24 protein-coding genes and 1 pseudogene are annotated in these 24,340 nt (G+C 36.6%); 9 read left to right on the plus strand and 16 right to left on the minus strand.

The features are described from left to right. Positions 1-109: 109 nt before the first annotated feature. The 3 genes and pseudogenes from fabI to rfbB form a co-directional block, all read right to left on the minus strand. Positions 110-886 carry an enoyl-ACP reductase FabI gene (gene fabI, locus ACTDJC_RS10435; protein WP_098306231.1) on the minus strand — a complete coding sequence of 259 codons (777 nt, stop codon included), beginning with the start codon at positions 884-886 and terminating at the stop codon, positions 110-112. Positions 887-996: 110 nt separating this feature from the next. Then, positions 997-1,104: pseudogene (locus ACTDJC_RS10440) on the minus strand (dTDP-4-dehydrorhamnose reductase); the annotation flags it as partial. A 9-nt stretch (positions 1,105-1,113) separates the two neighbouring features. Then, positions 1,114-2,085 (minus strand): dTDP-glucose 4,6-dehydratase, encoded by a 972-nt coding sequence (gene rfbB / locus ACTDJC_RS10445; protein ID WP_440603328.1) that lies wholly within the window; start codon positions 2,083-2,085, stop codon positions 1,114-1,116. A 554-nt stretch (positions 2,086-2,639) separates the two neighbouring features. Here rfbB and ACTDJC_RS10450 point away from each other — a divergent pair. Together ACTDJC_RS10450 and prpE are read left to right on the plus strand one after the other, a co-directional pair. Next, positions 2,640-3,800: an FtsW/RodA/SpoVE family cell cycle protein gene (locus tag ACTDJC_RS10450; protein ID WP_098306229.1), complete on the plus strand. Its 1,161-nt coding sequence runs from the start codon at positions 2,640-2,642 to the stop codon at positions 3,798-3,800. 77 nt (positions 3,801-3,877) lie between these two features. Continuing rightward, positions 3,878-4,618 carry a bis(5'-nucleosyl)-tetraphosphatase PrpE gene (prpE, locus tag ACTDJC_RS10455; protein WP_098306227.1) on the plus strand — a complete coding sequence of 247 codons (741 nt, stop codon included), beginning with the start codon at positions 3,878-3,880 and terminating at the stop codon, positions 4,616-4,618. Positions 4,619-4,636: 18 nt separating this feature from the next. On the opposite strand, the gene ACTDJC_RS10460 is transcribed toward prpE, so the two are convergent. The 4 genes from ACTDJC_RS10460 to ACTDJC_RS10475 all read right to left on the minus strand — a co-directional run bounded on the left by ACTDJC_RS10460 (position 4,637) and on the right by ACTDJC_RS10475 (position 7,622). Next, positions 4,637-5,524 (minus strand): RluA family pseudouridine synthase, encoded by an 888-nt coding sequence (locus tag ACTDJC_RS10460; RefSeq protein ID WP_440603329.1) that lies wholly within the window; start codon positions 5,522-5,524, stop codon positions 4,637-4,639. A 121-nt stretch (positions 5,525-5,645) separates the two neighbouring features. Continuing rightward, entirely contained in the window at positions 5,646-6,443 is a 798-nt protein-coding gene (locus ACTDJC_RS10465; protein ID WP_098306225.1) for an NAD kinase, read from the minus strand. A gap of 21 nt (positions 6,444-6,464) precedes the next feature. Continuing rightward, positions 6,465-7,100, minus strand: a complete 636-nt coding sequence (locus ACTDJC_RS10470) for a GTP pyrophosphokinase (RefSeq protein ID WP_098306224.1) — start codon at positions 7,098-7,100, stop codon at positions 6,465-6,467. Between the two features lie 150 nt (positions 7,101-7,250). Further along, the gene (locus ACTDJC_RS10475) at positions 7,251-7,622 is read right to left on the minus strand and encodes a hypothetical protein (RefSeq protein WP_098306222.1); all 372 of its coding nucleotides are present in this window, start codon (positions 7,620-7,622) and stop codon (positions 7,251-7,253) included. Positions 7,623-7,765: 143 nt separating this feature from the next. Between ACTDJC_RS10475 and ACTDJC_RS10480 the strand changes: the two genes are divergently transcribed. The 4 genes from ACTDJC_RS10480 to ACTDJC_RS10495 all read left to right on the plus strand — a co-directional run bounded on the left by ACTDJC_RS10480 (position 7,766) and on the right by ACTDJC_RS10495 (position 10,546). Beyond that, entirely contained in the window at positions 7,766-8,344 is a 579-nt protein-coding gene (locus ACTDJC_RS10480) for a CYTH domain-containing protein (protein ID WP_253628951.1), read from the plus strand. A 356-nt stretch (positions 8,345-8,700) separates the two neighbouring features. After that, complete coding sequence (locus ACTDJC_RS10485) at positions 8,701-9,096, plus strand: globin domain-containing protein (protein WP_429708390.1); 396 nt, start codon at positions 8,701-8,703, stop codon at positions 9,094-9,096. Then, positions 9,096-9,989 (plus strand): ClpXP adapter SpxH family protein, encoded by an 894-nt coding sequence (locus tag ACTDJC_RS10490; RefSeq protein WP_429708388.1) that lies wholly within the window; start codon positions 9,096-9,098, stop codon positions 9,987-9,989. Before ACTDJC_RS10485 ends, ACTDJC_RS10490 begins: the two co-directional genes overlap by 1 nt. Before the next feature lie 383 nt (positions 9,990-10,372). Then, positions 10,373-10,546, plus strand: coding sequence for a hypothetical protein (locus tag ACTDJC_RS10495; protein ID WP_253628948.1), 174 nt, complete (start codon positions 10,373-10,375; stop codon positions 10,544-10,546). 35 nt (positions 10,547-10,581) lie between these two features. Here ACTDJC_RS10495 and pepF read toward each other — a convergent pair whose 3' ends face one another. The 4 genes from pepF to mecA form a co-directional block, all read right to left on the minus strand. Continuing rightward, on the minus strand, positions 10,582-12,408 hold the full coding sequence (gene pepF, locus ACTDJC_RS10500) for an oligoendopeptidase F (RefSeq protein ID WP_098306212.1): 1,827 nt from the start codon (positions 12,406-12,408) through the stop codon (positions 10,582-10,584). A 46-nt stretch (positions 12,409-12,454) separates the two neighbouring features. After that, entirely contained in the window at positions 12,455-13,696 is a 1,242-nt protein-coding gene (locus ACTDJC_RS10505) for a competence protein CoiA (RefSeq protein ID WP_440603330.1), read from the minus strand. A gap of 88 nt (positions 13,697-13,784) precedes the next feature. Further along, positions 13,785-15,329, minus strand: a complete 1,545-nt coding sequence (gene cls, locus ACTDJC_RS10510; protein ID WP_429717192.1) for a cardiolipin synthase — start codon at positions 15,327-15,329, stop codon at positions 13,785-13,787. A gap of 68 nt (positions 15,330-15,397) precedes the next feature. Continuing rightward, a complete protein-coding gene (mecA, locus tag ACTDJC_RS10515) occupies positions 15,398-16,069 on the minus strand; it encodes an adaptor protein MecA (RefSeq protein WP_440603331.1) in 672 nt (223 codons plus the stop codon). A gap of 444 nt (positions 16,070-16,513) precedes the next feature. Between mecA and ACTDJC_RS10520 the strand changes: the two genes are divergently transcribed. Both ACTDJC_RS10520 and ACTDJC_RS10525 read left to right on the plus strand, forming a co-directional pair. Then, positions 16,514-17,182, plus strand: a complete 669-nt coding sequence (locus ACTDJC_RS10520) for a TerC family protein (protein ID WP_098306204.1) — start codon at positions 16,514-16,516, stop codon at positions 17,180-17,182. Positions 17,183-17,476: 294 nt separating this feature from the next. Beyond that, the gene (locus ACTDJC_RS10525) at positions 17,477-17,899 is read left to right on the plus strand and encodes a GNAT family N-acetyltransferase (protein WP_098306202.1); all 423 of its coding nucleotides are present in this window, start codon (positions 17,477-17,479) and stop codon (positions 17,897-17,899) included. A 135-nt stretch (positions 17,900-18,034) separates the two neighbouring features. On the opposite strand, the gene spx is transcribed toward ACTDJC_RS10525, so the two are convergent. The 5 genes from spx to ACTDJC_RS10550 form a co-directional block, all read right to left on the minus strand. Then, positions 18,035-18,430 carry a transcriptional regulator Spx gene (spx, locus tag ACTDJC_RS10530; RefSeq protein WP_230574977.1) on the minus strand — a complete coding sequence of 132 codons (396 nt, stop codon included), beginning with the start codon at positions 18,428-18,430 and terminating at the stop codon, positions 18,035-18,037. A gap of 486 nt (positions 18,431-18,916) precedes the next feature. Further along, the gene (locus ACTDJC_RS10535) at positions 18,917-20,392 is read right to left on the minus strand and encodes an aminotransferase class I/II-fold pyridoxal phosphate-dependent enzyme (RefSeq protein WP_440603332.1); all 1,476 of its coding nucleotides are present in this window, start codon (positions 20,390-20,392) and stop codon (positions 18,917-18,919) included. A gap of 413 nt (positions 20,393-20,805) precedes the next feature. Further along, on the minus strand, positions 20,806-22,239 hold the full coding sequence (gene pdxR, locus ACTDJC_RS10540; protein ID WP_440603333.1) for a MocR-like pyridoxine biosynthesis transcription factor PdxR: 1,434 nt from the start codon (positions 22,237-22,239) through the stop codon (positions 20,806-20,808). 239 nt (positions 22,240-22,478) lie between these two features. Beyond that, the gene (locus ACTDJC_RS10545; protein WP_440603334.1) at positions 22,479-22,922 is read right to left on the minus strand and encodes a YfmQ family protein; all 444 of its coding nucleotides are present in this window, start codon (positions 22,920-22,922) and stop codon (positions 22,479-22,481) included. A 342-nt stretch (positions 22,923-23,264) separates the two neighbouring features. Continuing rightward, positions 23,265-23,459, minus strand: coding sequence for a hypothetical protein (locus ACTDJC_RS10550; RefSeq protein ID WP_098306192.1), 195 nt, complete (start codon positions 23,457-23,459; stop codon positions 23,265-23,267). A gap of 599 nt (positions 23,460-24,058) precedes the next feature. Here ACTDJC_RS10550 and ACTDJC_RS10555 point away from each other — a divergent pair. Next, positions 24,059-24,262: a hypothetical protein gene (locus ACTDJC_RS10555; protein WP_440603335.1), complete on the plus strand. Its 204-nt coding sequence runs from the start codon at positions 24,059-24,061 to the stop codon at positions 24,260-24,262. The last annotated feature ends 78 nt before the right edge of the window (positions 24,263-24,340 follow it).

The following is a 24,340-nucleotide window of genomic DNA, read 5'->3' on the forward strand; positions in this document are numbered from 1 at the left end:
TTGTGTCGTTTCCTTTAAACTTTACATTTAAAAAGCCCTCCTGAATCGTATTTTTTACAATTCAAGAGGGCTTTTTATTTTATAAATATAGTTAATTTATCTTTTCGTACTAACCTAAAATATGATATCCAGAATCCACATGAATATTCTCACCAGTAACACCGCTTGCTAGGTCACTGAATAAGAATAACGCTGTATTTCCTACTTCTTCTTGCGTTACGTTACGACGAAGTGGTGCGCGTTCTTCAATTTGTTTTAAAATGCTGTTGAAATCGCCAACACCTTTTGCTGATAATGTGCGAATTGGTCCTGCAGATACTGAGTTGACACGGATATTATGCTTTCCTAAGTCGTTCGCTAAATATTTTACGCTCGCGTCTAATGATGCTTTTGCAACACCCATTACGTTGTAGTTCGATACAACACGCTCGCCGCCTAGATATGTTAGCGTTACGATGCTTCCACCTTCTGTCATCACTTCTTTCGCTGCTCTTGCTACAGCTGTTAATGAGAATGAGCTAATATTTTGAGCTAACAAGAAGCCATTACGAGATGTATCAACGAACTCACCTTTTAAATCATCACGTTCTGCGAATGCAATGCAATGAGCCAGTCCATGAATAACTCCAACCTCTTCCTTAATCGTTTGGAAGCAGCTTGCAATATCTTCGTCGCTTGTTACATCACATGGTAATACAAGTGATTTTTGTCCTTCTAATGATTCCGCTAAATCACGTACATTTTTTTCTAAACGTTCACCTGCGTAAGTGAAGATTAAGTTTGCTCCTGCATTATGTAATGAACGCGCGATTCCCCAAGCGATGCTTCGTTGGTTTGCAACGCCCATTACGACAATATTTTTTCCTTTTACATTGAGAAGATTCATGTATTTATCCTCCTATATTCATAAATTATAGTTGTTATTAGAACCTGGTACTATTTTTATATTAACATAAAATACTCTAAAGGCAAACAAAAATCACTAGCCCAAATTCACTAGTGATTCTTTGTTTCGCTAAAGAAGCGTTCTAATCCTTCTTCCCAAGATGGCATCTGTGAGAAATCATTTAATTTTAACATTTTATGCTTTAAAGTTGAATATTTGTGAGCCCCTTATTTTTCTTTTAATGGTCGCCACCACTGCACGTTTTGTTTATACCAATGAACTGTTTCTTCGATTCCTTGCTTAAACGTATACACCGGCTGCCATCCTAATTCTTGTTTTACTTTTTTCGCATCAATTGCATAACGGCGGTCGTGTCCTAAGCGATCCGTAACATGATGAATATCATCTTTTCCTTTTTTCAGCAACGCCAAAATCTGCTCAACAACTTCTACATTTGTTTTTTCATTATCTCCGCCAATGTTATACACTTCCCCAATTTTCCCTTTATGCAGTACAGCATCAATTGCACTACAATGGTCATTAACATGAAGCCAATCTCTTATATTCAATCCATCTCCGTATAACGGCAATTTCTTCCCTTCAAGTGCATTTGTAATCATAAGTGGAATTAATTTCTCTGGATATTGATATGGTCCATAGTTATTGGAACAACGTGTGACAATAATAGGTAATTGATACGTTTTGTAATACGATAAAGCAATCATATCCGCACTCGCCTTACTAGAAGAATACGGACTGCTCGGATCAATCGGTGTTTGTTCTGTAAATTTTCCTACTTCTCCTAATGAGCCATACACTTCATCTGTTGAGACTTGCACCATTTTTATATGAGGGTATTTTTTGACCAGCTCTAATAACGTTACCGTTCCAATTATATTCGTATCATGGAAAGGAATAGGATTTTCAATGCTACGATCAACATGTGATTCCGCTGCAAAGTTAACAATGGCATCTACCTTATACTTCTGAACAACATATTCTAAAAGTTCACGATTTTGAATCGTGCCTTTTAGAAAAACATAGCGAGGGTCTTGCTCAACAGAACGTAAATTTTCAAGATTACCACTATATGTTAACGCGTCATAATTAATAACATGGTAATTTTCGTATACTTTCAATATATAATGAACAAAATTACTACCAATGAATCCAGCTCCGCCTGTTACTAATATATTCATAGACAACTCTCCTACTAAAAAACAATCTTTACACTCAATAAGCAATGGCAGTAACCGATCTTTTTTTGACAAAATGGGCTCTTTTACCGGCCACGAATGTTCAAATCTTGATCCCTCCAACGCACACCGCTATCGTGTACAGCACTATAATACTCATCAACTTTATACATAACAACTGTATAATGAAGACACCATGTCCGCATTTGGTTAGAAGCACCTACAAAATAACCTCTTTACGAAATTCAAATGAATGTGAAACATCATAAAGTAAAACTTCCATCAGTGGGGGGGCTTTATCCCCCCACTGATGGTTAACCAACCGGTCTTTTACGGGCAGTTATCCCCCACCTATCTTCTTCACTTTTCTCTGAATCTTGAGGTGGGGGTCTTACTGCCCACGAATAGCGGGATAAAAATTTTATGTTATAACACTCCACACATCTGACATTCCCAACTTAAATCTAAACAACATATTTGCAAACAACAAAAAATCGGCTAAGATGGTAATAGTGTCTTTTTTAATAACAATGAGTCATAGAAAGGAATACAGTACGGTGAAAGATAAAAATTCTCGATATCAAATAGATTACGTCTTGATAATGATTGTACTTGCAATCGCTATAGTAAGTTGCTTTGCCATCGCCAGTGCACAGCCATCCTTGCCACCAAATTTACAAAAAGTTAATTTCGTTGCGCAGCAAATCAAATGGTATATAATTGGGATTATTGCAGTTGTTGCAGTTATGATTATCGACTTCGATCGCTATAAACAAATTTGTTGGTATTTATACGGATTCGCAATGGTTCTTCTTCTTGGACTTGAGTTTCATTTTCCGGGCGCGGTAACAATTAAAGGGGCAACAGCTTGGTACGCAATTCCAGGTATCGGTAATTTCCAACCCTCAGAAATCATGAAACTCTTTTTAATTCTTGTAGTTGGACGCATTATCGTAGACCATAATGAAAAATATACGATTCGAACGTCACGAGAAGATCTACTCTTACTTGGAAAAATATTTGCAGCGAGTTTACCACCATTACTGTTAATCGCAAAAGAACCAGATTTAGGGAATACAATGGTAATTTCAGCAATGCTTGCAGCCATGATTTTAGTATCCGGTATACGTTGGCGCTTTATTTTCGGTTTAGCTGGCATTGTCGCTGGAGTTGCTGCACTACTCGTTTATATTTACTTTGCACACACAGCATTTTTTAAAGCACATATTTTAAAAGAGTATCAGCTAGATCGTTTCTACGGCTGGTTAGCACCTTATGAATACCCAACACAGGGTTATCAATTAACTCAAGCCCTTTTAGCTACCGGATCAGGCGAGTTATACGGAAAAGGTTGGGACGGTGCAGAAGTATACTTCCCTGAACCTCATACCGATTTTATTTTTACAAATATTGCTGAGAAATTCGGATTTTTAGGAGGAAGCGTCGTTATTTCACTCTACTTCCTACTCATTTATCGCATGATTCATATTGCGTTAGAAAGCAATGATCCATACGGAAGTTATATATGTGCGGGAACCGTCGGGATGTTTACATTCCAAGTGTTCCAAAATATTGGCATGACAATCGGGCTACTTCCTATTACCGGGATTACATTACCGCTTTTAAGTTACGGTGGTAGTTCCTTGCTCACCTATATGATTGCGATTGGCTTCATTCTGAATGTACAGTCACGAACAAAGAAATTTATGTTTGATTAAACCATATCCTAGTGGATATGGTTTTTTTCTTGCCTTTGTAGCGGTATACTAATCAAAAAAAGAGTAGGTGATCCAATATGAAGTATGATGTTATCGGAGATATTCATGGCTGTTTAGAGGAGTTTCAATCATTAACAAAACAACTTGGCTATAAATGGGATAGCGGGTTACCTGTTCATCCACAAAAACGACAACTTGCTTTCGTCGGTGATATTACAGACCGTGGTCCTCATTCTCTTCGCATGATTGAAATTGTGTGGGACCTTGTCCTACATAAAAAAGAAGCATATTATGCCCCCGGTAATCATTGTAATAAATTATATCGTTACTTCCTTGGGCGCAAAGTGCAAGTAGCGCACGGCCTAGAAACAACCGTTGCAGAATACGAAGCATTAAGTACACGTGAGCAAAAAATCATACAGAAAAAGTTTATTGATCTTTACGAACAGTCGCCTCTCTATCACGTGCTGGATAACGGAAAACTCGTTGTTTGTCACGCTGGTATTCGCCAAGATTATATCGGGAGAAGTGATAAAAAAGTCCAAACTTTCGTCTTGTACGGTGATATTACAGGTGAAAAGCACCCTGACGGTTCTCCTGTCCGCCGTGACTGGGCGAAACATTATACTGGAGATGCTTGGATTGTATACGGACATACACCTGTACCAGAACCTCGATTCGTCAATCATACTGTGAATATCGATACTGGATCAGTATTTGGCGGAAAATTAACAGGACTTCGTTATCCGGAAATGGAAACGGTGTCCGTTCCTTCTTCAATGCCGTTTGTACCGGAGAAATTTCGTTCTATTGACTAAAAAAAGCTGGTGGAATCATTATTCCATCAGCTTTCTCATATCTTCCGGCAACTCCGCATGAAATGTAAGCTGCTTTTCTAATACAGGATGATAAAATGTTAAATTTGTACTATGCAATGCTTGTCTCTTTATTTCATCCGTTTTCCCACCATACAAATCATCACCAAGTAATGCATGGCCGAGATGCGCCATATGTACTCTAATTTGATGCGTCCGTCCTGTTTCTAGTTGAAGTGCCACATGCGTCTTACCTTTCAATCTCTTTTGCACATCGAAGTGAGTAACTGCTCGTTGCCCATCTTCACGGACCATGCGCTCAATAATACTATCATCTTTTCGTGCAATGGGAGCATCAATTGTTCCGCTGTCCTCCGCTATCGTTCCATGAACAATCGCTTCATATGTTCTTTTCACTTGTTTTTGCTGATGCTGCTTTGATAGCAAATGGTGAATAAAACGATTTTTTGCAATTAACATTAAACCAGATGTATCCCGGTCGAGCCTTGTTACAATATGTACTGTACTTGCAAGGTTTTGCTGATCATAATAATGCAAAAGAGCATTAGCTACACTCCCGCTTGGATGCTCTCTTGATGGAATTGTTGACATATACGGCCGCTTATTAATAACAAGAACAGAATCGTCTTCATACACAATCGAAAGTGGGATATTCTCGCTTAGCATTCCTTCACTTCTTTGCTCAGGTGGGAAGTATACTGCTAACTGCTCTCCCTCTTGCAAAACATGACGTACATTTACAGAATGTCCGTTCACTTCAATAGCTCCGCCATGAAACTTTATATCTGTTAACGCTGCTTTAGAAATACTCTTCGCTTTCAAAAACTCTCGAATAAGCATTCCATCATCTGTTTCTGTTATACACCAAGTTAAAGTAAACCTTCTCAACTGCATAACTCTATTCTATTCCTCTCTACCAATGTTCTTTAAGTGTTCCCAATGTATCCTGAGCCCGATTGGCTCAACTAACTAGCAACGGGAAAAACGTCCGCTGCTAGTTAGTTGAGCTTTACTGATCTGCCACAAAGGAATCACGCACTCGTTTCCAAAATGGAAATGGACGAAACCGCACAAATCGAACCCTTTGATTTGCCACCCGGTATTGAATCGATTTAACATCTTGATGATCCATCGTCAAATGATCAATTGTAATTTGCAAGTTCATTCCAGTAGCTGGTTTTAACACACACGTATGATGCTTCGGTAATACGAGCGGAGATCCAACTGTACGAAAAACTCGATTGTTAATAGACGCCATTTCTGTAATTTGAATGGCTTCCAAGGATGGATGAATAATCGCTCCGCCCAGTGCTTTATTATACGCGGTACTCCCAGAAGGTGTTGAAATACAAAGGCCGTCACCGCGAAATGTTTCAAAGTATTCACCGCGAATTTCTACATCCATAACAAGCGTTCCTTCGTTGCTTTTTACCGTCGCTTCATTTAGCGCTAAAAATTGTGATTCTTTACTTCCATTCATGTAACGAATAATGACCTCTAATAATGGATATTCAACAACTTGAAAAGGCGTTTTCGCAATCGCAATGACAAGCTTCTCAACTTCTGTTGGTAACCAATCTGCATAAAATCCTAAATGCCCGGTATGCACACCGACAAACGCTGTTTTGTCTAACCGATTCTGATAGCGATGAAACGCATGCAGCAGTGTTCCATCTCCTCCAACAGAAATTACAATATCTGGCTCTATTTCATCCATTGTAAATTCAAAATTGCATAAGTACTCTGTCATCGTACTTGTAAGCTCATTTGATGATTGATCTCCCTTTGACATAATTGCAAATTTCATCGCCCAACACCCTTTAGATTATTATTCTGTTTCTTTCGCCTCTTGCTTGCGCGAAAAAATCTTTTGTGCCTCTTTGATTTCAAGACGAATCGAAGACATTTCTTCGTCTAATAGATAAGCTGCTTCAGCTGCGCGCTGCAAACGCACTTTAATATCTTCTGGAAAGCGCCCACGATATTTATAATTTAAAGAATGCTCGATTGTTGCCCAAAAATTCATTGCTAACGTTCGAATTTGAATTTCAACTAACACTTTTTTCTCCCCACGAATCGTTTGCACAGGATAACTAATGACAACGTGATAGGAACGATAGCCACTTTCCTTCTTTTGCGTCACATAATCGCGTTCTTCCACAATTTCAAAATCGTTACGTTTTCGTAAAAATTCTACAACTGGCTTAATATCATCAACAAATTGACACATCATGCGAAGCCCAGCAATATCTTGCATTTCTTCCTGCAAACGATCGAGTGGAATATTGCGTTTTGCTGCTTTATCAATAATACTTGCGACGGATTTGACTCTACCTGTTACAAACTCAATGGGCGAATGTTCAGCCAACATTTCAAACTGAGAACGCATTCCTTTTAATTTTACTTTCAACTCTCCTACAGCTTGATGATAGGGAGCTAAAAATTCTTCCCAATTTCGATCCAATGTAACCACCACCAAAACAAATCAGTTTCTTCTATCCCGCTCTAATGGGCAGTATCTTTAGGTGTTTCACGATGCAAAACTGCCCATATGAGCCCGATTGGTTCAACTAACCGTCAGTACGATAATGCCTCCACTGACAGAAGTTTCACTTTACAGAAACACTTTTTCTACTGCATTTACGAGTTCCTCACCGTAATTCGCATTTCCTTCGATATTTTCAATTAAATATTCCAATTCTTCTTTCATTTGTTCTAACTCGATTTCAACGTCATGAATACGAACAAACATTGTTTCATCGTTCTTCATTGCATTTTTTAAATCTTCCCAGCACGTATGCGGGATACTCACGTAAATAAAAGAGGTTTCATTCTCTAAAATATATAAAAATGATAAATTGTCTGAATCTACAAGTACGTGACTACGTGCCTTTAAACCATCTACACGTAGCTCTGTATTTTCCGCACAAAAAATAAGAGCATCTTCTCTTTTTTCTACGCTCTTAACTTGAATTTTATTTTGCATACTTTAACTCCTCCATATCATACTTCCTGTCATAATCAACACTTTTATTGTAACATAACATACAACGAAACAAATAAAACATTGAATGAAATTTAGGAAAAAGCGATAATGAGTACCAGATATTTCACAAAAGGAGAGCGCATATGCAACAAGAAATTGAAATCGAATTTAAAAACATGGTCACAAAAGAGGAATTCCATTCTTTATGTCAGGCATTTGCTATTACAACATTCGCAAAACAAGTAAATCACTATTTCGAAACGCCTACATTTTCATTAAAAAATGCTGGCTCTGCACTTCGTATTCGTTGTAAAAATAATACTTATACACTAACACTAAAACAACCGGCAGAGGTTGGATTGTTAGAGACGCATCAAACCTTAACAGAAGAAGAAGCTAAAATAATGATTGAAACAAATAAGTTAATCAAGGGAGCTGTTTCCAAGCAATTAGAAACCCTACAAATTCCTGTTTCTTCATTACAATACATGGGAAGCTTAACAACAGAGCGAGCAGAAACAACATTTGAAGGCGGTACCCTCGTATTCGATCATAGTTTTTATTACGAACATGATGATTATGAGCTTGAATACGAAGTAAGCGATGAACAGGCTGGACAAGCAGCATTTGCTTTTTTATTAAAAGAACATAATATTCCTATCAGACATACAAAAAACAAAGTGCAACGCTTTTTTCTTGCCAAGGGCCAAAAAGAACAATAAACTAGCAAAGGGTTGATTAAGAGCTATTTATTTGCTCTTCGTGACAATCCGTTGCTACAATAAAGTGAAACTTCCTTTCATGAACGCTTTTTTCATGAAAGGTTAGTTGAACTAATCGGGCTCTTATGGGCGGTTTTACACCGTGAAATACATGAAGGTACCGCCCGTTAGAGCGGGGTAAAGTGAAACTTCCTTCTAGAATGCTTTTCCCTAGAAGGTTAGTTGAACCAATCGGGCACAGGTCAGCAGTTAGCCCCTATCTCCTTTGAATGATTTCTCATGAAATTGAGGTGGAGGTCTTACTGCCTACAAGTAGCGGGATAGATATACATTTGATGGAAAAAGGAGTTACAAGGATGAACAAGCAACCAACGACACCATTTGAAGCAATTGGCGGTGAACAAGGCATTGCAAAATTAGTCGATACATTTTATTCCTATGTCAGTAAACACCCTGACTTATCTCCCATCTTCCCAGACGATTTAACAGAAACTGCTAGGAAGCAAAAACAATTTTTAACACAATATTTAGGAGGACCAAATCTTTATACAGAAGAGCATGGTCACCCAATGTTACGTGCTCGTCATCTGCCGTTCGAAATTACACCGAAACGCGCAAAAGCTTGGCTCTCGTGTATGGAACAAGCGATGGATGATACCGATGTACACGGACCGATTCGTGATTTTGTATTTGAGCGTTTGACGTTAACGGCGCAGCACATGGTCAATACTCCCGAAACAGGTGAAGCTTAATGGAAAAACAGGAAGCAAAACATATTGCATCAATCTCGCCTTCCAAATGTGAGCCTAAGTCTGTAGAAGCATATTTATTTATTGATCCACTTTGCAAAGATTGTTGGGACATCGAGCCATTGATGATTAAACTATGGCTCGAATATGGAAAATATTTTTCACTCCGTCACATTGTTACCGGTAAGGTAGAAGGGGCCATCTCCCCATCACACAAATGGAATAAACCTGCTAATATTCGATTTGTGTGGGAAAAAACAACAAGTTTACACGGATTTTCTTGCGACGGAAAAGTATATACGCATGGGGCTTCATCAACTCCGTATATAACTTCACTTGCCATAAAGGCGGCAGAATTACAAGGTCGAAAAGCAGGTTCGAAATTTTTACGAAAACTTCAAGAATCCATTTTGCTTGAAAATATATCAAAGCCAGATATAGATATGCTGCTTATATGCGCGAAACAAAGCGGAATTGATATTGAAGAATTTAAACAGGATTTACATTCTGTCAGTGCCGCAAAAGCATTTCAATGTGATTTGAAATTTACAAATGAAATGCACATTACAGAAATCCCTTCTCTCGTTTTCTTTCATGCTAATTCTAATGAAGAAGGAATTAAAATTGCTGGTATTTATTCTTACGATGTATATGTACAAGTATTAAAAGAAATTGTAAAAGAAGAAATTGAACCACAACCACTTCCTTCTTTAGAAGTATTACTAGAGCAAGTTCAGTTTATGTCAACAAAAGAAATTGCCTTTATTTATAATTACTCTCAAACTGAAATAGAACGAGAAATGAAAAAATTGCTACTGAAAAGAAAAGTACGCATGGTTGATACAAAACGAGAGCGTTATTGGAAATGGATTACAAAAGAAAACGACCTGGTGTAAAACACCAGGTCGTTTTCTTTACGGCTTATAAAAATATTAAAGGGGATGGGAGAAATTTCACGTTCAAACAAAGGGGTATATGTTTGTATGTGAATTCGTTCACGTTTATTATATTACAAGATTCGACGTCAGATGACAACCCTTTTTGTCGAATTTCACATTTCTGTCACATTCTAAACGTTTTCATTTCGGAATATAGTATATAAGGAGTATTTGTCCCGCTATTCGCGGGCAGTAAGACCTCCACCTCAAGATTGTGAGGAACTCGAAGAAGATAGGTGGGGGATAACCGCTGGCATGCGCCCGATTGGTTCAACTAATAATCAGTGAGGGATGAAGAATCCCCCCACTGATTAAAGTTTCACTTTATAGGAGGGTTTCCAATGAAAAAATCCTATCTTTTATTATTTATTTGTATCGTTTTCCTCTTCTTTTGTTTATACGTCCTATCATTGTTACAAGTATTCCCACTAATTTTATCACTTCCCCTTTTATTTGGAGCAATCGTATTGGTTGTATCATACTTCAATAACCAAAAGCGATTTAAAGGATTTTAAACAAAAACGAGAGTCATACGACTCTCGTTTTTCTTCTACTTCTCTTCAAATAGAAGTGCTTCTAATTCATTTAATTTCTCTTCAAATACTTGCATTGCTTCTTTTACAGGTTCTGATGACGTCATATCAACACCAGCTTTTTTCAATACTTCAATCGGATAGTCAGAGCTTCCCGCTTTCAAGAACTCATTAATGTAACGTTCTACTGCTGGCTGACCTTCTTCTAAAATTTGCTTTGATAGAGCAGTTGCTGCACTAAAGCCTGTTGCATATTGATATACATAATAATTGTAGTAGAAATGCGGAATACGAGACCACTCTAAACCAATTTCTTTATCGATGACTAAACTATCACCGAAATACTTTTTATTTAGCTCATAGTAAATTTCCGTTAACATATCTGGTGTTACTGCATGACCTTCTTGCACTTTTTGATGAATAACGTGTTCAAACTCAGCAAACATTGTTTGACGGAATACTGTACCTCGGAAACCTTCTAAATAATGATTTAATAAGTATAGACGCTTCTTCTTATCATCTGTCGTTTTTAATAAATAATCATTTAGAAGTGCTTCATTACATGTAGACGCTACCTCCGCAACGAAAATTGAATAGTCACCGTACACATAAGGCTGTGTTTTTCTTGTATAGTAACTATGCACAGAATGACCAAATTCGTGAGCAAGCGTAAATAAATTATTTACATTATCATGCCAGTTCATTAAAACGTATGGATTTGTTCCATAAGCACCAGATGAATAAGCACCGCTTCGCTTCCCTTTATTTTCATATACATCTACCCAGCGATTTTCGTAAGCTTCTTTTAAAATATCAACATACTCTTCCCCAAGTACATTTAATGATTGTAATAACATATCTTGCGCTTCTTTATATGTTACGTTCATTTTCACTTCCGGTACGAGCGGCGTATATAAATCGTACATGTGCAATTCTTCTAATCCAAGTGCTCGTTTACGGATATCGATGTAACGATGTAATAAATGTAAGTTTTCATTTACTGTTTCCACAAGCTGATCATAAACAGACTCAGGAATATTATTATTGCTCAGTGCAGCTTGGCGAGCAGAATCATACTTACGAACATTCCCATAAAAATTATTTCGTTTAATTGCACCATTTAATGTGCTTGCAAATGTATTCTTATATTTTCCATACGTTTCATATACAGCATGAAAGGCATCATGGCGAACACGAGGATCATCACTTTCTAAAAATTGAATGTAGCGTCCATGAGTCACTTCTACCTCTTCCCCATTTTCATCTTGAATAGATGGAAACTTCAAGTCGGCATTATTTAATATACCAAATGTATTACTAGATGCGCCCATAACTTCAGAAGCCTGAGCTAATAACGCTTCTTCCGCTTCTGATAATACGTGAGGACGCTGACGTGTAATTTCCTCTAATGCATGCTCATATACTTTTAACTCTTTATTTTCTTGTAAAAATGAGCGCAATGTCTCTTCTGAAATCGTTAAAATTTCCGGCACAATGTACGCCATACTACTTGATACTTGTGAATATAAGCTTGTTGCACGGTCATTTAACGCTTGATAAGATGAATTTGTTGTATCTTGGTCGTAGCGCATATGTGCGTATGTATACAATTTACCAAGACGCATCGATACTTCATCTTCATACTGCAGCGTTTCTAACAACGCATTTGCCGATTCTCCAAGCTTTCCTTTAAATTCCGTAAGTTTTGGTAGTAACTCTTTCACCGCTTGAAATTCCGTTTCCCACTCTGCATCCGTTTGGAAAATATCTTCTAAGCGCCACGTGTTTTCTACTTCAACTTCACTACGTGCTGGCAGTGCTCTTACTTTTTTTTGTTCAGCCATGTGTAAACCCTCCTTATTCATATCTCCTAGTACAATTCGATTCTTCTTATACAATTCCTTCTGGGTACTTTTTTATTATATCCGTTTTCTCTTGACTCATGTTATACTTTGCTTCCACAAGCATAAGGGCCTCTGCTAAAAATAAGCGATCAAACTTCTGTATCTCTTTTTCTGTTTTTGGCACAAAAAAACATCGTACTTTTCGATATTTGTAAACATCAACTTGCTCAATCTTTCCAATCAAACATAAAAACTGCATATATTCTCTCACTGCCTGTTGCCAAAATACTTGCGGAAAATACGGTAGTAACCGTCTATGAATCGCTCTATGCCTCTCAACATAATGAAAAATGGTATGCAACGAAAAATATTCTCCTACCGTAAATTTGCCTAGCAGCTCAATTAAAATGTAAGCTTGCCATATGAAAGAATGAGTACGAAATGCTAGGAGCGATGGTAAAGGGACACCAATTTCAGCAGGAAAACAAGATGGGGATATATGATGATGATAAAGAAGCTCTAAAAAGGAGCGCTCACTTCGCTTCCACATATGAATACCATTTGCACGGAGGCGCTGTTTTTTATTCATCCACTCTTTTTCTAAACATTGGATTGATATAGGTGATGTTGTAAGAAGAGTTGTTAATGTAGTCGTATGAAGCGGAAAATAAATTGCATGTGAAAAAACGATAGACGAGGAAAAAGGTAAAAGAAGATTGCATTTAAAAAAAGCTTTTGCATCAGGACAAAAATAAAGGAGATAAGGGCTTGAATGATATTGCACACAGCAGGAATGAAAAGAAGAAAGCGACATCCAATATGTTGCATGACGTTTTAACTGATTTCCTCCCAAGATCCATAATATTTGAATCCCTTCTTTCCAATACCCTTCCGTTCGTTTTAACAACTGCTCTGCTGATAAAGTTGCACATTGATATTCAATAGCGATTTGTCGATTACCAATTGTTACAAACAAATCCGGCCGCTGCTGGATGGCTAGTATGTAATGCTCCATTTTTATGGAACAGCCTTGTGACTGAAGCCATCTGTATAACTGCTCTTTTCCCCGTAAGTGGTACGCCGATTCATTTTCAAGCTCGATTTTACAGCTATGTGATTTTTTATGAGCGAAATGCCACTGTTTTTGTTTTCCCAGTTTTAGCTGTACTTCTAAGTGACAAATGGGACAGAAAAAGCGCTCGTTCTTCCGTAACATAGCGAGCTGTTTTTCCTTCCATCCATGAAGAAGATGAATTTCTTCCCCATTTTCTTTCTTTGCAACAAACATCAAATCACTTCCTTTCTTCCGTATGGACTATTCTACAATGACGAGCGAATTCCTGCTGTAATGAAAAAAGACTCATTTCCATGAGTCTTTAGAGTAAAGGAGACAATAACCGATATGTCGATTCCACAATCCGCATCACAAGGTGGCGGTTCTTAAAGCGATCAACATAAATTTCATTTGATACCTGCAAATCTTCTTCAAAATCTGCCACAAGCTTGCGAATACTGTTTGTATCATATAAAAAGGCATTCACCTCAAAATTCAAATGAAAACTTCTCATATCCATATTTGCTGTTCCAATTGATGCCAAATCAGAATCAACAATCACAACCTTGCTGTGTAAAAAACCTTTTTCATATTCATATATTTTTACGCCTGCCTCTAATAATTCTGGAAAATAAGAACGAGACGCATAAAATACAGTCCTCTTATCCGGTTTGCTCGGCATTAACAAGCGAACATCAATACCTGCTAAGGCCGCTACTTTTAATGCTGATAAAATATCATCATCTGGAATAAAATATGGCGTCGCAATCCAAATTGATTTCCTTGCTGAAGCAATCATCGCAAAATATAAATGCTTAATCGTTTCCCATTTACTATCAGGTCCGCCCGCAACGAGCTGCACGCCCCCCTGTTCATCTCCCTCTACGATATCGACTTGTAAATAGTCTGATGTTAATATTGCTTCACCTGTCATGTAAAACCAATCTTGTAAAAAGATAAGCTGCAAACTTTGTACCGCTTCACCTCGTAAATATAAATGAGTATCTCGCCAAAACCCAAAATATTTATTTTCCCCTAAATATTCATCTCCAATGTTTAAACCGCCAACGAAGCCTTCATTTCCATCAATGACAACAATTTTCCGGTGATTTCGATAGTTAATTTTGTCATTTAAAATAGGAAAGCGAACAGGAAAAAACGGCACCATCTCAACACCTGCATTATTTAATTCCTCAATATATGTCTTTGACAGTTTAAAGCTCCCTACTGCATCGTATAAAAATCGAACTGTCACGCCTTCTTTTGCTTTTTGGATGAGAATGTCTTTAATTTTTGTACCAATTTTATCATCACGCACAATGTAATATTCCATATGGATATGATGCTTGGCCTTTTTCAATCCATCTAAAATTGCTTGAAATGTCTCTTTCCCATTTGTTAATACTCTCGTTTCCGTATGAAAAGAAATATTTAATGCCCCAAGACGGTCTGCTAGCCGAAACAACAATTCTTGATGTTCATGTTTTTTCAATATACGGTCATGATAATACTCATGCCCTTTATATTGTAAAAACGCCTGCTCATCTAAAAGCGCCTTCTTTTGAAACATTCGTTTTCTCCGAAAATTTTGTCCAAATAGAAGATATGCAAAAAAACCTACTACTGGAAAAATCCCAAGCACAATTAACCAAGTTAATGTTTTCGAGGGATTACGATTTTCTAAAAAAATCACAGATCCAATTAGAAATGCTGATATCGTAAATAGAGTACTTAAAATTCCCAAAAATGAAATATCTTTAATCCCAATTACATCTGAATAAAATGTTACATCAATAAACAGACGTAACGAAATAAACACAACCAATAAACCAATCAAAAAGAAAAATAGCTTCAATGTATTTTTCATTTCTGCCCCCTTACCTACACTTTTCATATATACATTTAAAAAGCCGATTTCAATATAAAGAAATCGGCCTACATTCCAGGAGAAAAATGATTACGAATTGTTTCAAGTGCATTTTCAGAAACAATTTGCTTTCCGTATTCATAAACGCGATGAATCGTTAAAGCGGATTCTTCTCCATATTCTAATATTACACTTAAAATACGGTCAATCTCCTCTTCATCGTGCACTACCTCATCAAATTCGACATATAGATAATAGCGGTCTTCAAATGAATATAATTCATCTTTTATCTCTTCAAATATAAGTCGATGACTTAATGAAATAACATGCTCAAAATCGTCGAATTTAATTAAAAAACCGAATATACCATCTTCATTAAAAATCGCTCCGGTTTCTTCTTCTATTTCCTGTTCAAATAACGATTCAATTCGCTCATCAAGGGGAATATCGATAATTTTATCGAGGCCAATTGGTAATTCTAATTTTTGCCCGTCTTTCGAAAGCTGCGCTTTCGTCACAAGTACTTCAATTCCTTTTTCAAGTGCTTGAACTTGAATCCAAAGCGGTCCATCAATAAAAAAGTCGTCATGGTCACGCGCTTCATCCATCATTTCCCAAAATAGCTGTTCACTTTTATCGCGGTTATACCAAATCTCTTCACGGTTAAATCCGCGGTCTTCTATATCAATGTACGAGATATAAAATTTCATCGTATGATCATTAACTCTTTCAATATCCAAAATGCACCTCTCCCTTCCTATTTGGAATGGTTATGAAGGGATTCCCCAATCATATTACAAAAAAAGTTAGAATCTTGTACTCTCATTTTATGATAAGATGCTCCAGAATGGAAATAAAATCACCATATTTTTAAAAAAAACAGTCATTTACCTAATTTTTCATTTGATAAAGTACGCTTCTTGACGAAATAATGACTCCTCCATATTTCAAGAAAGGCATTGGACATGTTATTCATGTAAATGATTGTCCTATATTCTTTTTTCCTGCATATGATGTAAACGAAACAAACTAAAAAAGACATTCCTTCTTCTCTAATTTACAATACATTTACCGTTCATATTAATCACAATCCTTTTCTTACATAGTGATTCTAACTAAAACAAATCTGATTCTAATAGGCCGTGTTTCTGTCTATTAGGACTGAACAAACGGAGGCAAACTGAATGGATTTAGACTTTCTCTCATCCATCCTTATAATCGTTGGTATCGACATTGTACTAGGCGGTGACAACGCGATTGTCATCGCACTCGCAAGTCGCAATTTACCAGAAACAGAGCGAAATAAAGCGATTGTTTTAGGAACTGGTTTAGCCATCATACTACGTATCTTCCTCACAGTACTTGCCGTTTATTTGCTTAACATTCCATTTTTACAATTAACTGGCGGAATTTTACTTACTCTCATCGCAATCAATCTGCTCACAGATAACAATCATGATCTTTCTAGTATTAAGGCAAAGACAACCTTATTTCAAGCCGTACGAACAATCGTTTTCGCAGACCTTGTTATGGGATTCGATAATGTACTTGCAATCGCCGGGGCTGCACATGGAAATATTGCATTAGTTATTATCGGATTACTCATTTCTATTCCTATTATCATTTGGGGAAGTAAACTCATTTTATTATGCATGGAAAGATTTCCTCTTCTCGTTTATATTGGTGCTGCTATCTTAGCTTACACAGCGGGTAATATGGTAGCACATGAAAAATTTTTCACATCATTTTTCGAGAAGAATCCATTTTTCACAGCAAGTATTCCCGTTCTCTTCACGATTACAGTATTACTCGTTGGAATTCTTGTAAACCAAGTAAAGCTGCGAAATACATAAAGTTCAACTACTCAGACGCCTGGTGTCCTGTTATGAAAATGTTTTTGACTGAGCATCGTTGGTCTAATTAGATTTCCCTATTCTTATTTTTCTACTTTAGTAAAATAAAGATTTAGACTGATGACTCAGTTTCTTTCATGAAGAAAATTTTTATTAAAATAAAATATTAGACTAAATAGTAAATATACGATTTTTATATGGGCAATAAGGACCATTCTGAGAAAGCACACTTCATAAAATCGGTATGTATACATTCTTGCATAAAGCTTTTAAAAAAGAAAAAGGGGAATTTTCATGCAAATAATCCGACAATGGAACCAAGAAGATAGTAATTACATTAGACAGAAGGTTATAGAATATAATACTTCACAACTACCAGATGAAGTAAAATCTCCTTCTGAGAATGTAAGCCTTGTGGTAAGAGACGAAGAAGGAAACATAATAGGTGGTATAACAGGAACCATCTTTTGGCGTCACATGCATATTGATTATCTATGGGTAGATAATCAATTACGCCATAAAGGATACGGAACTAAGTTACTACATAAAATGGAAGAGGTTGCAAAAGAGAAGAAATGTAGACTTATTATACTTGATACTTTCAGTTTCCAAGCTCCTGAATTTTACAAAAAACATGGCTATAAAGAATTTGGTCTCATTGAGGATTACCCAAAAGGATTCCGCCAACATTTTTTAGAAAAAAGACTGGAAGCATAACTTTCGATAACAAGAATTATGTAAATGTTATCTCCTTTTAGCAAAATACGACATATTTTATTCGTACAAAAAAAGGAGCTAATGGCCCACATTCCGCTAAAGCAGAATTGGGAATCAGCTCCTTTTCATATTATATTAATTTACAAGACGTTGCGCTTCGCGTAATTGAAATGTTCTCACTGTACGTGGTAAAAAGCGGCGAATTTCATCTTCGTTATAACCAACTTGTAGGCGTTTTTCATCAATCATAATAGGACGACGAAGAATACCTGGGTAATCACGAATAAGCTTATATAAATCTTGAAGAGGTAAAGATTCTAAATTAATATTCAATTCCTGAAACACTTTAGAACGAGTTGAAATAATTTCATCTGTTCCACTTTCTGTCATACGTAAAATCTCTTTAATTTCCTCAATCGATAATGGATCAGAGAAAATATTACGTTCTGTATAAGGAATATGGTTTTCCTCTAACCATAATTTCGCTTTTCTACAAGACGTACAACTTGGAGAACTATATAGTGTTACCATACATTACTCACTCTCCTTAAAAAAGTACACATTCTGTACTATTTCACATTTTCATAATTATGTTCAAACAAATTTTGTATCGCTTATGACTACTTGTCTAAAAATAAGGAATTTCAAAACTTGCAAGCGAACCTTTCTAAAAAAACAATTACTTTAAATAAGTAACTTCTATAATCATTATACAATAGAACAAGAAAGAAATATACAGTAAATTTTCTTCATAATATACATAAAAGTTATGTATACGATGTGTATTTTGTAAGAAAAATATGTGTATTCAGCTGACGGGAACACTTGTTCTTCTTCATTTTATCAAACTACATTCCTTCTGTCTACATACATATTTACATAGGCACTATACTTGAATTTCACATTCTAAAAAACAAAAAGACGTCTTAGTACTTTACTAGGACGCCTTCAACCTGCATTGACTTTATTAAAAATCTCCTTGTGTAACTATTCTAGATAGGACAATGCCGCTCACACTTATTTTATAGGACGATGTTCTTTTATGACACGTAACGATTTCATCTCATAATCCTCGGCACCTTGTACAGGAAGACCTGCTTCTTTATTCTTTCTTGTATATATAAGGTTTTCTTCCGTAATAATCTCGCCAGGAATGAAAATAGGAATGCCTGGTGGATACACCATGACAAATTCAGCGATGATTCTTCCAACCGATTCTTCAAATGGGATCATTTCCGTTTCGGCATAAAAGGCATCACGCGGCGTTAACGCCAGCACCGGAATGTCCGGCAATAACACAGAAGCATTTATATTGAAATCAGCCTGATCTTGAAATGTGGCCGACAGTTCTTTCAATGCATGTACAAGTTTTGCTAGGTCCTCATCGGTATCACCAGGTGTAATGATACAAAGAATGTTATATAGGTCCGAAAGCTCGACTTCAATATTAAATTTTTCACGGAGCCACTTTTCTACATCGTACCCAGTAATGCCAAGCTCTTTTACCGAAATCAAAAGTTTTGTTGGATCCATAGCAACCGCAGCGTTCGTTCCTAAAATTTCACGACCAGCGCAGTACAAATAGTCAATTTCATTTATTTCGGCACGTGTTTGCTCTGCTAAACGAATCGTACGTTCCAATAAAGCTTGTCCCTCAGTCGCTAATCGTTTTCTTGCCACATCCAAAGAAGCAAGCAAGATATAAGAAGTGGATGTCGTTGTTAACATACTTAAAATCGTTTGTACATGCTTCGGTGAAACACGACTTCCTTGCACATTTAAAATGGAACTTTGCGTCAGTGAACTCCCTAGTTTATGCACACTTGTCGCTGCCATATCAGCACCTGCTTGCATAGCAGAAAGAGGCAGCTCATCATGAAAATGAATGTGAGCCCCATGTGCTTCGTCTACTAAAACCGGAATATCACGTGCATGAGCGATGTCCACAATTTTTTTCAAGTCGCCAGAGATCCCAAAATAGGTAGGATTAATCACAAGCACAGCTTTGGCATCTGGATACTGTACTAACGCTTTTTCTACGGATTCAGGTGTAATGCCGTGTGAAATACCGAGATTCGGATCAACCTCCGGATGGATGAAAATAGGTATTGCACCTGAGAAGATAATCCCGCTCATAATGGATTTGTGTACATTGCGCGGTACAAGAATTTTATCACCAGGTCCGCAAACACTCATCACCATTGTCATAATCACACCGCTCGTCCCTTGAACAGAAAAGAAGGTATGATCAGCACCAAATGCTGTAGCTGCCAGATCTTGCGCTTGTTTGATGATTCCTTTTGGCTGATGTAAATCATCTAAGGGAGCGATGTTGATTAAATCTATCGCAAGTGCGTTTTCACCAATAAACTCTCTAAATTCAGGATCCATACCTTTTCCTTTTTTATGACCAGGAATATGGAATTGAATTGGTTCTTTTTCTGCATGTTCTACAAGTGCAGTAAACAATGGCGTGTTAGATTGAGAACACATTTTTAGCATCCACCTCTTCATTTATCTAATTTCCCTTTGTTTCCCCATCCATTTTAGAGACTTGAATGGAGAATCAACGGTTTATCCCGCACTAACGGGCAGTAAGACCCCCACTGATGGAAGTTTCACTTTATATTCAGTCTGTATTATGCAAATTAAGATTAGTTTTCCCGTACATAAAGTAGTTAACGTTTGTTATTTTTATCTAAAATAAAAATGATTCATGAACTTTACATGAATCATTTCTATTTATCCCGCTATTCGCGGGCAGTAAGATCCCCCACTTTATTACTTTTCCATCCAAGTTTGTGCCCCGCACATTCCACAGTAACCATTTGAATAATGATAAAACATATGTTATGTAACCATTTCGGTATACAGCATTCTCCGTGCTTTACTTTTTATATACATAATTATCGAATGTTGTTTACTGTCTCCGCGAATCTTTTAATACCTTCACGAATGAGGTTTGTGTCTCCTCTTCCAAAAGTAAAACGCACATACCCTTTTTCCGAACCAAAAATACTCCCTGGAACAAAGACTATACCCTTTCGTATAGATTCTTCCAATAAATGATATTCATTAATTGAATTCGGTATCTTACACCATAAATGGATGCCACCTTCTGGAACAAGAAATTCAACTTGTTTACCTAAAAATTTATCAAGACTTAAGGTCATTTGATCCCTTCTCTGTTTGAGTTGTTTTCGAAGCATGCAAATATGAGCATTAAAATATTCCGATCTCAAAAATTGATTTGCCACCCATTGAGGGAATACACTATGTCCAAAATCCACTTGCTGCTTCCCATCCGCCAGACGTTGAATTACTTGTGAAGGTCCAATAATCCATCCAATTCGTAATCCTGATGCTACAATTTTCGATAATGAACTAACATATAAAACATTTCCATTATAATCCATAGATTTTAAGGTTGAATTTACTTTTCCACTGAAAGAAGTTAAGCTGTAGGGATCATCTTCTACAATAGGTATACCAAAATCGGACGACAATTCTAGAATCTTTTTACGACGTGCTAATGAAAGAACACTTCCTGTAGGATTATGATGATCGGGATTTAAAAATATCATTCGCAATCTATGTTTTTTGTGTAAATCTATAATATCATCCGGATTAATGCCATGTTGATCCATAGGTAAATGAAATGTTTTTAACCCAGCAGATTGGAATAATGGAAGGGAAAAACAATAAGATGGATCTTCAATAGCAACAGCATCCCCCGGCTTAAGCAAGCATTGAACAATAAGATGAAGTGCTTGTTGAGCGCCTGACGTAATAAGAATGGAAGAAGGATCAGCATCTATATTTTTATAGTTATCAACATGCCAAGAAATTGTTTCCCTCAATATCTCATTGCCTTGTGGATGATCATAACCTAAATGTCCTGTAAATGTTTGCTCTGAGAGAATGGTACGAAATTGATCGGTTGGAAACAAATCCGGTGACAATTCTCCTCCAGCTAAATTAATTAAATCCGTCTTTTGAGTTTCCATACGAATTCGCTGAACTAGTGGCAAATTTGGGAGAAATGAGCCATCCTCTACATATCGGCCCCAGTTTGGGATGCGTTTATGCGATATTCCCCATATATCTGTACTTACACGCGTTCCGCTTCCTTTTTTTCGCTCTACTACCCCGAGCGACTGCAGCTCCTGATATGCAGATACTATCGTACTGCGATTAACTTGCAACTCTTTTGCTAAAGTACGTTCCGAAGGTAACATACTATTTGGTGAAAATTCTCCCGAAGAAATCCCATATTCAATATAGTCTGCAATTTGTTTGTAGACCGGCTTCTTATTCGCACGATCGGGTTTCCATTCCATTTCGTTTCATCCTTATCATCATTTCTTTATTTATAAATTTAATGACATGAATAATTAAAATAAATTTAAAAGTACTACCCTACTTATAATAAACAAACATCTCAAAAAAATAACCATCCACTTCTATAGTATTTTAATCATCCACTTATCTAAAACAATTCCATATATTAATAAAAAAAGGATTCCCTATAGTTTAGGAATCCTTTTCTTTCTATTTTAGATGGGAGCTTTGCAAATGCTTACAGCGCTTCAGCTGTCGTTTCATTCATCTCCCCTGTTATTAACATAGAATGTTTTTGAAGGCTATTGGAACGCAGACTATACGCGACTACTTTCTTCTTGTACTGTTTGACTACATCAACGTGATCGTCGTAACTATACACAGAAAACCTAACATTGTTTTTGCCTCTTTTAGTATCAATGATTAATGGCGTCCCACTGCTATTTGGAGGAAAATAATATTTCTCTAAAAATAACGCTTCGTTAAAATGATTAATAACTTGAATTTTATCTTCACCTTCCAAGCATTTTCCGTCGATGGTTACGGTGACATTCGCATCATTAAGTTTTGGATGCAATTCAAATTTTTGGGCAAACGATTCCACAACAGAGGTTGGAAGACTCGTCACTATTAATTTAATAGAAAACATAAGAATCAACGAAAGTATAAACCAGGTCGTCATATTTTATCATCTCCGTTACGCTCTAAAATAATATTTTTTGATTTCGATTTTTCTATTGATTGCACTCTTGAATCATATCTTCGACAACGGCTAATCTGAGATTGTATTTAATAATTAAGATTACCTGCGAAACCACCGCCAAAATATAAAGTGAAACTTCCATCAGTAGGGATTTTTTTCATCCCCCACTGATGGTTAGTTGAACCAATTGGGCGCATGCCAGCAGTTATCTCCCACCTATCTTCTTCGATTTTCTCTGAATCTTGAGGTGGGTCTTACTGTCCGTTAATGCGGAATAAAGGAATTCGCTAACCTTTATCCCGCTAATCGCGAGCAGTAAGACTACAAGATGACAATCGCATACCATGTAACTCCTATGAGAAGACTTAAAAGAAGTACGATATAAATAACAGACAAATTAGTCACATTCTGCTTCGTAGAGTTACCATAATTCTCCTCCGTATTTCTTGCAACTAATACCGTACCAAGGAGTGATCCAATTATAATAATAATGACTAATAAAAATGCAAATTTCATTGGTTTTCACCTCTCTAAAATCAGTCTATTTGAACAGAAAACTTAATAAATAGATTTCCGAAAAATTTTACATTTTCTAGATGAGGACATTTGTCTATACTAAGGGATCATTCTCTAGTAACTATATGGAATATGAATATAAAGTAAAACTTCCATCAGTGGGGGGTTTCCCCCCACTGATGGTTAGTTGAACCAATCGGGCTTTTACGGGCAGTTATCTCCCACCTATCTTCCTTGTTTCTCTTTAAACCTTGAGGTGGGGGTCTTACTGCCCATTAATGCGGGATAAAAGACACATTCTATGCTTAAGAACATAACCAATATACTTAAAGATACTACCTTTCTCTTCTATAATAAGAGATATTTTCCCGAAAAGGTCCATCCAATTTAACATCATTTTGCTCATCCACTTTACGAGTAAAAAGTATTATGATTCTAAGCAATTGCTATCAGTAAAAAATAAAGTGAAACTTCCATCAGTGGAAGTCTTACTGCCCGTTAATGCGGGATTAAAACACACATATCTTTTCAGACAATTCTTTCTTTTCTATCTTTTTTCACATACAATACATATATACATATACAAAGGAGGCTTATATATGGGGGCATTTTTTCTTGATTTCGCAATCGTTGCAGTATTAGTCATTGGGATTACCGCAACAGTCGGAATTATCACAAATGGGATTGGAGAAAAATTGTTTGGCGGTAAAGACAAAATGAAATTCGTAGATAAATCCTCTGAAGTGCAAGCTGGTTGGAATAAAGTTGGCGGTAAAGGTATTTATAAAAAACATACGTACTAAAAAATGAAGCAGGATTGGAATCCTGCTTCATTTTTATGCTTATTATTTTATTCTAAACTAACAAGTATTAAAGCTCTC

Source organism: Bacillus sp. GB_SG_008 (genome assembly GCF_052038115.1).
GTDB lineage: Bacteria > Bacillota > Bacilli > Bacillales > Bacillaceae_G > Bacillus_A > Bacillus_A rhizoplanae.

Coding starts and splice junctions, on each gene's coding strand:
- ACTDJC_RS10520 (WP_098306204.1), top strand. CDS start 16,514: ATGGATTTAGACTTTCTCTCATCCATCCTTATAATCGTTGGTATCGAC.
- fabI (WP_098306231.1), bottom strand. CDS start 886: ATGAATCTTCTCAATGTAAAAGGAAAAAATATTGTCGTAATGGGCGTT.
- rfbB (WP_440603328.1), bottom strand. CDS start 2,085: ATGAATATATTAGTAACAGGCGGAGCTGGATTCATTGGTAGTAATTTT.
- ACTDJC_RS10465 (WP_098306225.1), bottom strand. CDS start 6,443: ATGAAATTTGCAATTATGTCAAAGGGAGATCAATCATCAAATGAGCTT.
- ACTDJC_RS10475 (WP_098306222.1), bottom strand. CDS start 7,622: ATGCAAAATAAAATTCAAGTTAAGAGCGTAGAAAAAAGAGAAGATGCT.
- ACTDJC_RS10525 (WP_098306202.1), top strand. CDS start 17,477: ATGCAAATAATCCGACAATGGAACCAAGAAGATAGTAATTACATTAGA.
- ACTDJC_RS10550 (WP_098306192.1), bottom strand. CDS start 23,459: ATGAAATTTGCATTTTTATTAGTCATTATTATTATAATTGGATCACTC.
- ACTDJC_RS10555 (WP_440603335.1), top strand. CDS start 24,059: ATGGGGGCATTTTTTCTTGATTTCGCAATCGTTGCAGTATTAGTCATT.
- ACTDJC_RS10485 (WP_429708390.1), top strand. CDS start 8,701: ATGAACAAGCAACCAACGACACCATTTGAAGCAATTGGCGGTGAACAA.
- cls (WP_429717192.1), bottom strand. CDS start 15,329: ATGAAAAATACATTGAAGCTATTTTTCTTTTTGATTGGTTTATTGGTT.
- ACTDJC_RS10535 (WP_440603332.1), bottom strand. CDS start 20,392: ATGTGTTCTCAATCTAACACGCCATTGTTTACTGCACTTGTAGAACAT.
- ACTDJC_RS10495 (WP_253628948.1), top strand. CDS start 10,373: ATGAAAAAATCCTATCTTTTATTATTTATTTGTATCGTTTTCCTCTTC.
- ACTDJC_RS10480 (WP_253628951.1), top strand. CDS start 7,766: ATGCAACAAGAAATTGAAATCGAATTTAAAAACATGGTCACAAAAGAG.
- pepF (WP_098306212.1), bottom strand. CDS start 12,408: ATGGCTGAACAAAAAAAAGTAAGAGCACTGCCAGCACGTAGTGAAGTT.
- spx (WP_230574977.1), bottom strand. CDS start 18,430: ATGGTAACACTATATAGTTCTCCAAGTTGTACGTCTTGTAGAAAAGCG.
- prpE (WP_098306227.1), top strand. CDS start 3,878: ATGAAGTATGATGTTATCGGAGATATTCATGGCTGTTTAGAGGAGTTT.
- pdxR (WP_440603333.1), bottom strand. CDS start 22,239: ATGGAATGGAAACCCGATCGTGCGAATAAGAAGCCGGTCTACAAACAA.
- ACTDJC_RS10505 (WP_440603330.1), bottom strand. CDS start 13,696: ATGTTTGTTGCAAAGAAAGAAAATGGGGAAGAAATTCATCTTCTTCAT.
- ACTDJC_RS10490 (WP_429708388.1), top strand. CDS start 9,096: ATGGAAAAACAGGAAGCAAAACATATTGCATCAATCTCGCCTTCCAAA.
- ACTDJC_RS10545 (WP_440603334.1), bottom strand. CDS start 22,922: ATGACGACCTGGTTTATACTTTCGTTGATTCTTATGTTTTCTATTAAA.